Raw genomic sequence first — 12,395 nt, 5'->3', positions numbered from 1 at the left:
ACCCCCTATTCCCCCGCATGTTTAATTCCTAATATTTGAAGTTCCTTTTCACTAAGTCCTACTCCTCTTAGCATCAGTCGATTCCCTTTTAAGCTCTCTATTGAATTAATGCCCATTCCGCCCATCATTTCTTTTATTTCATGTTCCCATGCACCCACAAGATTAACAAGTCTTTTAAATCCTATATCTGGATTAAGACGCTTTACCAATTCAGGACTTTGGGTTGCAATACCCCAGTTGCATTTTCCTGTTTGACAGCTTCTGCAAAGGTGACATCCTAGGGCAAGCAATGCCGCTGTTCCGATATAAACACAGTCAGCTCCTAGTGCAATTGCTTTCACGATATCACTGCTGTTTCTGATACTTCCGCCTACAACAATGGATACATTATCTCTTATACCCTCGTCTCTAAGTCTTTGGTCCACGCTTGCCAAAGCAAGTTCGATAGGAATTCCCACATTATCTCTGATTCTTGTAGGAGCAGCTCCGGTACCTCCACGGAATCCGTCAATAGCAATAATATCCGCTCCGCTTCTGGCAATTCCGCTGGCAATAGCTGCTACATTGTGAACAGCGGCTATTTTGACTATAACAGGTTTTTTATAATTTGTGGTTTCCTTTAATGAATAAACCAACTGCCTTAAATCTTCGATTGAATAAATATCATGATGAGGAGCCGGAGAAATGGCATCTGACCCTTCTGGAACCATTCTTGTTTTGGATATATCCCCTACTATTTTTGCCCCCGGAAGATGACCTCCTATTCCAGGCTTTGCTCCTTGCCCCATTTTTATTTCTATTGCAGCACCCGCTTCAAGATAGTCTTTATACACTCCAAATCTGCCTGAAGCCACCTGTACAATAGTATTGCTTCCGTATTGATAAAAATCCTTATGAAGTCCGCCTTCTCCTGTGTTATATAAAATTCCTGCTTCTTTTGCCGCTCTTGCCAGGCTCTCATGGGCATTATAGCTGATGGATCCGTAGCTCATGGCAGAAAACATTATTGGCACAGAAAGTTCAATTCCGCAAGACAAATTATTAATAAGCCTTCCGTCCTTATCCCTTTGTATACTCTTTGGCTTACTGCCTAAAAACACTTTTGTTTCCATAGGCTCTCTTAGTGGGTCAATAGAAGGATTTGTAACTTGAGATGCATTTAGCAAGATTTTATCAAAATATACAGGATAATTATTGGGATTTCCCATACTGGACAATAGTACTGCACCGCTTTCCGCTTGCTTATATATTTCATTGATTATAGAACCACGCCAGTTGGCATTTTCTTTAAAGGTATGATCTGTTTTTACTATCTTAAGAGCTCTTGTCGGACAAAGAGCTACACATCTGTGGCAGTTGACACAATTGACATCATCACTGCGCATTATATTTTTGTCCTTGTCAAAACTATGAACTTCATTAGCGCACTGTCGCTCACAAACCCTGCAATTAATACATCTATCCATATTTCTTGAAACTTCATATTCTTGATATAAATAATTAATTCCCATTATATTACACCTCTATTCAATGTAGCGATAACTGCTTCTCCACCCTTTGGAGACCACACTCTATCCAGATTTTCTTCTATAACACGAATTGCACATTCTTCACTGGCTGCATAAACCATGTCATCCTTTTCTCCGATTACCATAGATCGAAGCTTTAATCTGTCATTTAGAGCCATCATTCCCCCTTCAAAGCCTACCAATATTGAAAAAGGACCTGTTATTAATAAAGATGAAAAGACATTTCGAAGATAAGTATATTTTTCATTCTCTTCTTTAGGCATACTATTAATAACTTGCCAAAAAGGGGCTGCAACAACTCCGGATATCTCCTCAAGGCTAAGACCTATTTTTCGATTCAAATAATCAATAATATAGGTAATTACCTCGGTATCCGTTTGCAATGTGCACTTATAACCATACATTTCAATAGTTCTTCTATTGGCATCATAAGAAGATATTTCACCGTTGTGAACCACCGAGTAATCCAGTAAAGCAAAGGGATGGGCACCACCCCACCATCCGGGAGTGTTGGTTGGATATCTTCCATGAGCGGTCCAGCAGTAACCTGAGTATTCCTCAAGTTTGTAAAACTCGCCCACATCCTCCGGATACCCCACGGCCTTAAATACTCCCATATTTTTACCACTGGAGAATACATACGCTCCATCTATTCCCATATTTATTTTCATTACACACCTTGCAGTAAACTCTTTTTCATCCAGTTGACTTTCGGCAAGCTTCGTTGGCAATGGAGTAACAAAATATCTCCAAATCAAAGGAGCATCTGTTATTCTCGGAGTTTTTCTGGTTGGTATTTTAGAAAGATTGATGATATCAAAATGGCGTTCTAAAAATTTCTCACATTCTTCTTGGGAAGTATCTCCATCGTAAAATACATGTAATGCATAATAGTCTTTATATTCAGGATAAATTCCATAAGCAGCAAATCCTCCCCCCAGACCGTTTGACCGGTCGTGCATTGTCGCAATTGACTTAATAATAGATTCGCCGCTTACTCTTTTACCTGACTTTGAAAATATACCTGATATAGCACAACCTGACGGTATTCTTATTTGACCTTCTTTTAACATAAGTCCCACCTCCGAATAAATCTCAAGTATTCTGCAAAATACATCTTTTTCTTATATATATAATGTAAAAAGGCATTCACCCAATAACAAAAAGCATATACTTAACACATAATGGCTTTCGTTATTTGGTGAACGCCTTTGTTCACTGTACTTATAATAATACGTTAAAATAGCAATTCTGTCAATAACATTTTGAAGGATTTGTTGGTTTAAAATTTCACCAGGCATTAAATATGCTGTGTTACAAAAAGCTTTTTATGGATTTTTTGCAACTTAATCAAAATAATCCTGCATTTTTTTAATAAAAAGTATTTACATTTTATAGTTTTGGTGCTATACTACATATATAAGGCAAAGGCGCCATGAGTTTAAAAACTCGTGGACGCCTTAATTTTTTTGAAAGGAATGATAAGATGAAAAAAACTATTATACCGGAAGGTTACAAATCCTTGCTTAGCCTATATGAAACTCAAACTGCCATAGGAATGTTAAAGAGGACTTTCGAAGATGAATTGAAAAAAGCACTTAATTTAAGAAGAGTATCTGCTCCATTATTTGTTGATCCTAATACAGGTCTAAATGATAATTTAAACGGTGTAGAAAGACCAGTAAGTTTTGATATATTGCAAACAAATACCGAAGCACAAATTGTCCATTCTCTAGCCAAATGGAAAAGGATGGCTCTCCATAAATATGGATTCCAGCCAGGAGAAGGTCTTTATACAGACATGAATGCTATACGCAGAGATGAAGAAATGGATAATCTTCATTCCATATACGTAGATCAGTGGGATTGGGAAAAAGTAATTAAAAAAGAAGATCGCCATGTGGATTATTTAAAGGAAACAGTAAAATCAATCGTGAACGCGGTATGCGACACCCTTGATGCCGTCAAAAAGGATTATCCCCAAATTCCGGTTGAACTGTCGCGAGATGTGAGTTTTGTTACTACTCAGGAACTTGAAGATATGTATCCGTCCTTATCTCCTAGAGAACGGGAAAATGCTTACTTAAAAGAACATAAAACTGCTTTTATTATGCAAATAGGAGATTTATTAAAGTCAGGTCAAAAGCATGATGGCAGATCTCCTGACTATGACGATTGGAAATTAAACGGAGATATTTTATTCTGGAATGACGTTTTAGGTAGTGCTTTTGAAATTTCCTCAATGGGAATTCGTGTAGATGCAAAGTCTCTTGATGAACAGCTGACAAAAGCAAATTGTGACGATAGACGGAGCCTACCTTTCCATAAGATGCTATTAAACAACGAGCTTCCTCTTACCATAGGAGGAGGAATAGGACAGTCAAGAATTTGCATGCTTCTTCTTGCCAAAGCTCATATAGGAGAAGTGCAGGTTTCTGTTTGGGATGAGGAATCAATTGCCGCATGCCAAGAAAAAGGAATCAATCTATTATAATGTAAGGAGGAATTAATAATGCAAGATATCCCTAATATATTTGGAAATATGGTCTTTAACGATAAAGTCATGAAACAAAGACTTCCAAAAGAAGTATATAAAGCTTTAAAGAGGACAATAGCTGAGCAAAAACACTTAAACTTAGATGTGGCTAATATTGTAGCAACTGCTATGAAAGAATGGGCTATCGAAAAAGGAGCCACTCATTTTACTCATTGGTTCCAGCCCCTCACCGGAGTAACAGCAGAAAAACATGACAGCTTTATTTCGCCTGTGGATGACGGAAATGTGATTATGGAATTCTCAGGGAAAGAACTTGTTCGCGGAGAACCTGATGCTTCAAGCTTTCCCAGCGGAGGAATCAGATCTACCTTTGAAGCCAGAGGTTATACTGCTTGGGATCCTACTTCTTATGCATTTATTAAAGACAATACCCTCTGTATCCCAACAGCATTCTGCTCGTACAGTGGAGAAGCTCTTGACAAAAAGACCCCGCTTCTTCGTTCCCTGCAAGCAATAGATAAAGAGTCGAAACGAATTTTAAAGATTTTTGGACATGACAATGTAAAAAGGGTTATAACAACAGTGGGACCGGAGCAGGAATTCTTCTTGATAGACAAAGAATTATATCAAAAACGTCCGGATTTAATATACTGCGGCAGAACATTATTCGGTGCAAGACCTCCAAAAGGTCAAGAATTGGAAGATCACTATTTTGCTTCAATAAAACCAAGGGTTTCTGCCTTTATGAAAGAGCTGGATGAAGAGCTTTGGAAACTTGGCGTTTTAGCCAAAACAAAACACAATGAAGTTGCCCCTGCTCAGCATGAGTTGGCTCCAATATTTACAACAGTCAATATTGCCGCTGACCACAACCAGTTAATTATGGAGCTTATGAAAACCATCGCAAATAAGCACGACCTTGTTTGTTTGCTGCATGAAAAGCCCTTTGCAGGAGTCAACGGAAGCGGTAAACACAATAACTGGTCTATTTCTACAGATACCGGTATCAACCTTTTGGAGCCCGGAGAAACTCCTTATGAAAATGCTCAATTTTTATTATTCTTATCAGCAGTTATTAAGGCAGTTGATGAATATCAGGATTTGCTTAGGATATCCATAGCAAATGCCGGAAACGATCACAGACTTGGAGCAAATGAAGCACCACCTGCTATAATATCCGTATTCTTAGGAGATGAACTTACAGCCATTATTGAATCCATCGAGAATGATACCGGATATAATCAAAAAGAGAAAACACAAATGGAAATAGGTGCAACCGTGCTTCCCCATTTCCCCAAAGACACAACTGATAGAAACAGGACTTCTCCCTTTGCGTTTACCGGCAATAAATTTGAGTTTAGAATGTTGGGTTCCAGCTCCTCTATATCAGATGCCAACGTTGTTTTAAATACTATTGTTGCCGAAGCTCTGTCCCAGTTTGCCGACAGACTGGAAAGTGCCGGCGATTTCAAAGCAGAATTGACCGCAATAATTAAAGAATCAATCAAGAAACACAAGAGAATAATATTCAACGGCAACAATTACTCTGAGGAATGGGTCAAAGAATCTGAAAAGAGAGGGCTTTTAAACCTTAAATCAACCGTTGAAGCTGTTCCGTACTTTATATCTGAAAAAAATATAAATCTATTTTCAAAACACAATATCTTTTCAGAGGCAGAAATTCATTCTAGATATCACATAATGCTTGAAGAGTATATTAAAGTAATACACATTGAAGCACTCACAATACTGGATATGACTAAAAGAGGTATTATACCTTCCATTGTTGATTACCTTAAAGATTTAACCGAGGTTGTGAAAAACAAAAAAGCTATAAGTAGCGCAATAAACTCCCAGCTTGAAGAATCTTTAATTAATGTTGTATCCGATTTATCGGCTTGCCTTTATAAAAATATTGAGAAATTGGACAATTCAATTCTCGAGGCAAAAAATCAAGATAGTCTTTTAAATACTGCAAAATACTATAGAGAAGTTGTATTCATTAACATGCAGGAACTAAGAAGCGTAATTGATAACCTTGAAACTAAAATCGGTAAAAAGTACTGGCCATTCCCAACCTACGGAGAACTTCTGTACAGTGTATATTGAAATTAATATTAGCTTCACAAAGGCGTGTAGTCTATTGCTGAAAATAGATTGCACGCCTTTGATTATAATATATATATATTATATTAAAAAATATGGGTATCCAGTAGATCTTCTATATATCATAACCACTCTGTATATTATAGCCACTCTGTCGATGCAGAGTGGTCATTTCTTTCTGTCGAAGCCAAAGAATGGTATGTTTACAGTATGTAACTTAAAGGATACTCATAAGTTATATAGCTTTTTAATTTTGTTGTTATTATCTGCTCTGCAAACACTGTTGTTGAAAGTGATACTACCAAAATCAGCGAAATTAATGCACACAATATTCCCTTTTTACTCATTGCTTATATTATCGTCCTTCTTATTTTATGTTAATATTGTACCATATTTTCGTAATTTTTTATATTGTTTTTTTAAATAGATTCACTATGGGCTTACACTATTGATTCTCTATCAGTAACTTTTCTGCTGAGTAATGAATCCCAACTGCTCCTAATGGTGCAGTAATTAATATAGATAATACCGCAATCGCCAGGATTATGTCTCCCGATTCCACTCCCAATGACAGCGGCACTGCACCCATTGCGGCCTGCACTGTCGCCTTTGGGATATAAGCAATAATGCAAAACAGCCTTTCTTTCCAGTTAAAATCTGTACCTATTAAAGAAATAACAACACCTACGCTTCTTCCAATTAAACCTATTAATATCAATATAATTCCTACTCCACCTGCTTTTAATGCTACATTTACATTTACCTCTGCTCCCACTAATACAAATAGTAATATTTCTGCAAATACCCATACCTTATTAAATTTCTCAGAAAGCCTCTTGCCCACATCAGGAAGATATTCAGTCAATATAAAGCCAATAGTCATAACTCCAAGCAATGATGCTATCTGTAATTTAGTTTTCAATATGCTCTCCAACTGATTGAGTAATATCGAAAATCCAAGTATTATTAATACCTTTTTTGTATCCGGGATATTATATCTTTTAAAAATATTTATCAGTGAAAACCCTACAATCATCCCAGTCAAAATTCCCAATAAAATGGAGATTGGAATATTTAAAAATTGAATGCCAATATTTATTTTAGAACCGTTATATAAGCCCAAAAAGGCACTAAAAACCGTAATGGCAAAGATATCATCAATAGATACACCCGCTAATATCAAAATTGGTACTCCTTTTTTTGTACCAATTTTATTTTCCATTAACTTAAGCATAAAAGGAACAACAACAGCAGGAGAAACGGCAGCGATAATAAACCCTAACATTCCTCCTTGGGCAAATGTAAAATCAAGAAAATATACAGAAGCCAGTGCAATAAGTAAACCTTCAAATAATCCGGGAATAAAACTCATCTTTAATGCAGGAATTCCGATACTTTTTATTTCATCCTTGTTAAGCCCAAGTCCTGCTCTTAATAAAATAATTATTAATGCGATACTTCTTAAATCAGAAGATATTTGAAGCATATCCGTCTGAATCAGATTAAGAACATGGGGTCCTATAAGGATGCCTAATAATAACATGCCCAATAAACCCGGTAACCTTAATTTTTCAAATATTCGCTTTGCAGCCAATCCCAATAATAAAATAATTGCTAAACTCGCAGCCATAAAACACTACTCCCTTCCCAGTAACAAAAAACTCCTACAGAAACAGTATTATTATTTCTGTAGGAGTCATCAGCATTACGCATTTCAGGTGAACTCCATCACCTTTTATTCAATTTTATATTCCATAATGGATGGTATACTAAAACATTTTATATGTCAATAATTTTTATCTTAAAATAGAATTCTCTAAAAAGACTCATCTATACAATCAACTTGCATAGTTATACCGTCGTATTTTACAACTAATGCCTCCAAGAGTATTTAGTCAATAACACAGTCTTTATATATTATTATTGGTTAAATTATACATTATTAACAATTATATTATAGCATTTTTTTTAAAAGTAATCAAATGAATTTAACAGTTCGGATTTACTGTCTACCTCAATCCAATTTTTCACCAAATCAGTTATTTTACCATTCTCAATATATACATTAAAATAACTTCCATAGATATATATGTACTCAATCTGCTTGGTGAAGCAAAAAAGAATCCGGAGATTTGCTCAAGGAAATGTTAATAAAAGAAAAAACATCTCTTTATAAACTTTCTTAATTTTTTGTATTTCTTTGTATCTTTAGTAGTCAAATAGTAGTCAGTTTTTGTCTTTGAATCTTTCTGAATAAAAACAAAACCCTAGAAACCTTTCAACTCTAGGGTTTTTGGCCTGCCCGAGACGATTCGAACGTCCGGCCAACGGATTAGAAGTCCGTTGCTCTATCCAGCTGAGCTACGGGCAGATATGTTAGATTTTAGTGGAGCGGGTGAAGGGAATCGAACCCTCGCAATCAGCTTGGAAGGCTGATGTTCTACCATTGAACTACACCCGCATCTTATATACATAATCGGTGAACTCACAACCGACTAGTATATTATACAAACAACCTTTTTATTTGTCAACACCATTTTGATAAAAAATTAAAAAATTTTTTCGCATATTTTTGTGGAAAAATATCTATTTTTCGCAAAAAATCTCCACCTTGCAATAAGAACAAAGCGGAGATTTTCTATTACACAACTATATTTATTTTGATATCAACTGTCAATTAATAAACTCACCGTTAGATACTTTACCCATAAAGAGTATTGTATTATATTCTTCGTCTGCAATTACAAATACAAAGGGTCTGTTTGCAATAAACTTAGGTCTTGTTTGTATACTCGTCGGGACTATAGGTATTACCACCACTGTTGCAGCTTCTGTTCCCTTTTCATTTACTTCCACAACCGACTTATGCAAAACATCATTAATACAAGTATCAATTTCAAATATGCCGGACAAATCAGCATCATCCCTGAATACTTTTTCCATACCCAAAGCTTTCAAGCTTTCCATTATGCTACCGTTTCCATTCTTGGCATATTCAACTTTAAAACGAGGTAAATAAAGATCTCCATCTTCTCTTTTAACTATACTGTTTTTAATTTGATTCCACACAGATACATCCAACTTTTGAATAAAATCATTTATTGGTGTATCTTCGTCAGGAAGAATACAGTACATAGCCATTTCACCATCACCATAGGGTAGCCTGACTGCTGTGTATCCATCACCTTCACCAATTTCCAGTTTACAATTCAATTTTCTCATCATCATAACATTGTCAGTGCTTCCGTCTTCAGCTTTAAAAGGCAGTGCAACTGTTTTTTCAATTTCAAACTCTTCTTTCCATAATCCATTAAAATATAAGGCAGATATTATATATGATAATTCCTCTCGATCAATGCGGCTGATCATCTTGTCTATTTTTCCCTCTGTAGCCTCGGAAATCCAACTGTTTATTTCATCTACAACACTTTCATCGGAGAAATCCCTTGATTCAACTAATGCATTAAATACATCCTTATTGACAGAAATAAAATCTTCTTTAATCAAATTGCTCTTTAAAGAATTATTCCAGATTGAGCTGCTGTTTTTAAGTTTAACTTTCTCATCAAGCTGACTGTAATATTCTAATAAATACTTATAACTATTATTAACTTCTGTAATATCAAGTCCTTCAAAACCTAAAACCTTCGCCATCTCATCCTTGGTATCAGATTTAGCTCCCTGATAAACCATAGACAATGCAGTTGAAATACCAAAGGGAGAAATGAACACATTTTCACCCTGTTCTTCTTCACTGATCTGTTTGAAAATATCAAATGCAAATTTGCTGCTTCCTTCAATAAAACCTTCACTTATACCTTCATTTGTGTCCTGCTTTTCTACAGGAAATTTATCTATTACACGAAGGATATACCGTTTCAACAAAGTAGAGTCTGTGCTATTTACTTTTCCGTCCCCATTTAAATCTGCTAGATAAAAATACTCATCTATAATGGATCTGTCTATCATACGAAGGACGTAACGATTCATTAAAGTATAGTCTGTGCTATTTACTTTTCCATCTCTATTCACATCACCATAAATAATTCGTGGAAGAGTTCTAAATGAAAGGGTTTTAGGAGTACCTTCTTTATTCCAAGTAGGCATTTGTCCCCAAAACTTATATGTATACTCTGTGTCCGGCTCTAAATCAGTAAGCTCTACTGTGTATACCTCTTCAATAACGTCTTCTGAGAGCTCTTCCCTAGATTCAAATTTAGTTCTACTTTGTCTCATAACATTTGAAGGGTCATCAGTTTTCCAGTACTCAAGGGCATAAAGATATCCCGGCCATGTTATAAAATCGTCTATAATTATTTTGGTAAGCTTTAATCTAATAACAGCACCAGTTTCTGTGACAACCGGTTCAGGGTACAACTCATAATAAGTTTCCCAATTGTCCGCAAACGAATTGCTGACAAAGAAAGACGAAGACAACAATGCGAAAACAAGGATGCATAACAATTTCTTTTGCATAACAATTCCCCCTTAAATAATAAATATATATTTAAGGTTTATGTAAAATAGACCTTAAATACCAAGAAACTCTATTGTTACTTCAATGGCAACCGTAAAAATAACAGAAAGGAATTAGAATATGTTATGCTAGGATTAATCATACCATAAATTGTATAAAGGCCACTGCATCAAAGTGTTTATTTTGCATTTAAATTATATCAAGAAATTGAATAAAATGCAATAAAATTTTCCATATGTTTATCTTATGTAAGTTTTAAGAACCATCCTTATACAAATAGTTCCCACCTTTTCTAACTTCATAAATTATCCTTATCCACACCCGAATTTGTGTTTTTATAATCAAAAAAGGAGCTATTTCAAAATCCTATTTTGAGATAGCCCCTTATAATCACATTTATGCCTATACGTCCAATCTCTTTTTAAGCTCCTCCAGCATCATTCTAATCGCCTTGCCCCGATGACTTATTTCATGCTTTTTTGACGGCTCCATTTGTGCCGATGTCATGTTATACTCCGGAACAAAAAACAGAGGATCGTATCCAAAGCCATTGTTTCCTCTTGGTTCAAAACCTATATAACCCTCGACAGTTCCCCTTACTGTAAAGTACTCTTCATTGGAAAGTATCACTGCGATAACACATACAAACCTTGCCTTTCTTTTCTCAAAGGGCACATCCTTTAAAAGCGAAAGAAGCTTGTTGTTCCTGTCCGCATCGCTGGCGCCTTCTCCTGCAAACCTCGAAGAATAAATGCCCGGAGCACCGTCTAAATAGTCCACTTCAAGCCCTGAGTCATCTGCCATTACCATTTCGCCGCAAGCTTTATAAACTTCCCGAGCCTTAATAAGGGCATTTTCTTCGAAAGTACTTCCGGATTCCTCAATATCCTGGGTTACACCAACTTCTTCCATTGAAACAACTTCAAAGTTCATTCCTTCTAATATTTCTTCTATTTCCTTAAGCTTTCCGCTGTTCTTCGTCGCAATTACAAACTTTCTCATCTTTTGTAACTCTCCCAACCTCATTTGATACCTGACCCAATACATCCTTCTGTATTTCAATCAATTGACCTATACCTTTTTCAGCAAGACTCAAAAGCCCGCTAAACTGCTCTTTCCTAAAAGGTGACTGTTCACCGGTGGCTTGAATTTCAATAAATTCGCCTTTTGATGTCATCACGACATTCATATCTGTAGCAGCACCGGAATCTTCTATGTAGCATAAATCAAGCATTTCCATATCGTCTACAATACCAACACTTACCGCCGCCAAAAAATCAGTCACCGGTATTTTTTCAATTATGCCTTCATCAACAAGCTTTTTGCAAGCATCCACCAAAGCAACAAATCCTCCGGTAATCGAGGCAGTTCTAGTGCCTCCGTCTGCCTGAATTACATCACAGTCTATTATGATTTCCCTTTCTCCTAGAAGATTTAAATTCACTACTGAACGAAGTGCTCTTCCTATAAGCCTTTGTATTTCCTGACTTCTTCCATTGAGCTTTAACCTGCTTATATCCCTTTGATTGCGGGTCGCAGTAGACCTTGGCAGCATTGAATACTCTGCAGTAACCCATCCTTCACCGCTGTTCTTTTTAAACGGCGGCACCTTATCATCCACTGTAGCCGTACAGATTACCTTCGTATCTCCCATCTCAATCAAAACCGAGCCTTCGGCATGTTTGATGTAATTTCTTGTTATTTTTACCGGTCTTAAATCAGACTGGCTTCTTCCGTCGATTCTCAACATGTTCACAACCTTTCTGCTGTCATTATAATTCTGTAA

General features: G+C 36.2%; 8 protein-coding genes, 2 tRNA genes and 1 riboswitch. Of the genes, 2 read left to right on the top strand and 8 right to left on the bottom strand.

Annotation, left to right across the window (positions count from 1 at the left end; genetic code table 11):
* Nucleotides 1-5: 5 nt before the first annotated feature.
* Both EFD62_RS13495 and EFD62_RS13490 read right to left on the bottom strand, forming a co-directional pair.
* Nucleotides 6-1,511: a glutamate synthase-related protein gene (locus EFD62_RS13495; protein ID WP_069194277.1), complete on the bottom strand. Its 1,506-nt coding sequence runs from the start codon at nucleotides 1,509-1,511 to the stop codon at nucleotides 6-8.
* Nucleotides 1,511-2,602, bottom strand: a complete 1,092-nt coding sequence (locus tag EFD62_RS13490) for a class II glutamine amidotransferase (protein ID WP_069194278.1) — start codon at nucleotides 2,600-2,602, stop codon at nucleotides 1,511-1,513. Before EFD62_RS13490 ends, EFD62_RS13495 begins: the two co-directional genes overlap by 1 nt.
* A 413-nt stretch (nucleotides 2,603-3,015) precedes the next feature.
* Here EFD62_RS13490 and asnA point away from each other — a divergent pair, with 413 nt between their 5' ends.
* Together asnA and EFD62_RS13480 are read left to right on the top strand one after the other, a co-directional pair.
* On the top strand, nucleotides 3,016-4,023 hold the full coding sequence (gene asnA, locus EFD62_RS13485) for an aspartate--ammonia ligase (RefSeq protein WP_069196294.1): 1,008 nt from the start codon (nucleotides 3,016-3,018) through the stop codon (nucleotides 4,021-4,023).
* A gap of 18 nt (nucleotides 4,024-4,041) precedes the next feature.
* On the top strand, nucleotides 4,042-6,135 hold the full coding sequence (locus tag EFD62_RS13480) for a glutamine synthetase III family protein (RefSeq protein ID WP_069194279.1): 2,094 nt from the start codon (nucleotides 4,042-4,044) through the stop codon (nucleotides 6,133-6,135).
* A 442-nt stretch (nucleotides 6,136-6,577) separates the two neighbouring features.
* Here the strand turns inward: EFD62_RS13480 and EFD62_RS13475 are convergent, their stop codons facing one another.
* The 6 genes from EFD62_RS13475 to rph form a co-directional block, all read right to left on the bottom strand.
* Nucleotides 6,578-7,762 (bottom strand): cation:proton antiporter domain-containing protein, encoded by a 1,185-nt coding sequence (locus EFD62_RS13475; protein WP_128706278.1) that lies wholly within the window; start codon nucleotides 7,760-7,762, stop codon nucleotides 6,578-6,580.
* 53 nt (nucleotides 7,763-7,815) lie between these two features.
* A riboswitch (Fluoride riboswitch) is annotated at nucleotides 7,816-7,874 on the bottom strand.
* A 552-nt stretch (nucleotides 7,875-8,426) separates the two neighbouring features.
* Nucleotides 8,427-8,503, bottom strand: a tRNA-Arg gene (locus tag EFD62_RS13470).
* A gap of 16 nt (nucleotides 8,504-8,519) precedes the next feature.
* A tRNA-Gly gene (locus EFD62_RS13465) sits at nucleotides 8,520-8,593 on the bottom strand.
* A 212-nt stretch (nucleotides 8,594-8,805) separates the two neighbouring features.
* Nucleotides 8,806-10,608, bottom strand: coding sequence for a serpin family protein (locus tag EFD62_RS13460; protein WP_069194281.1), 1,803 nt, complete (start codon nucleotides 10,606-10,608; stop codon nucleotides 8,806-8,808).
* A 403-nt stretch (nucleotides 10,609-11,011) separates the two neighbouring features.
* A complete protein-coding gene (locus EFD62_RS13455; RefSeq protein WP_069194282.1) occupies nucleotides 11,012-11,611 on the bottom strand; it encodes an XTP/dITP diphosphatase in 600 nt (199 codons plus the stop codon).
* Entirely contained in the window at nucleotides 11,568-12,359 is a 792-nt protein-coding gene (rph, locus tag EFD62_RS13450) for a ribonuclease PH (RefSeq protein WP_069194283.1), read from the bottom strand. The genes EFD62_RS13455 and rph overlap by 44 nt, the downstream gene beginning before the upstream one ends.
* Between the last annotated feature and the right edge of the window lie 36 nt (nucleotides 12,360-12,395).

Source organism: Acetivibrio mesophilus (assembly GCF_004102745.1).
Taxonomy (GTDB): domain Bacteria; phylum Bacillota; class Clostridia; order Acetivibrionales; family Acetivibrionaceae; genus Hungateiclostridium; species Hungateiclostridium mesophilum.
The sequence above is the reverse complement of the archived record's forward strand: the minus strand, read 5'-3'. Positions and strand labels throughout refer to the sequence as shown.

Bases quoted from the DNA above. Each gene is read 5' to 3' on its own strand.
- EFD62_RS13495 (WP_069194277.1), bottom strand. From the start codon at position 1,511: ATGGGAATTAATTATTTATATCAAGAATATGAAGTTTCAAGAAATATG.
- EFD62_RS13490 (WP_069194278.1), bottom strand. From the start codon at position 2,602: ATGTTAAAAGAAGGTCAAATAAGAATACCGTCAGGTTGTGCTATATCA.
- asnA (WP_069196294.1), top strand. From the start codon at position 3,016: ATGAAAAAAACTATTATACCGGAAGGTTACAAATCCTTGCTTAGCCTA.
- EFD62_RS13480 (WP_069194279.1), top strand. From the start codon at position 4,042: ATGCAAGATATCCCTAATATATTTGGAAATATGGTCTTTAACGATAAA.
- EFD62_RS13475 (WP_128706278.1), bottom strand. From the start codon at position 7,762: ATGGCTGCGAGTTTAGCAATTATTTTATTATTGGGATTGGCTGCAAAG.
- EFD62_RS13460 (WP_069194281.1), bottom strand. From the start codon at position 10,608: ATGCAAAAGAAATTGTTATGCATCCTTGTTTTCGCATTGTTGTCTTCG.
- EFD62_RS13455 (WP_069194282.1), bottom strand. From the start codon at position 11,611: ATGAGAAAGTTTGTAATTGCGACGAAGAACAGCGGAAAGCTTAAGGAA.
- rph (WP_069194283.1), bottom strand. From the start codon at position 12,359: ATGTTGAGAATCGACGGAAGAAGCCAGTCTGATTTAAGACCGGTAAAA.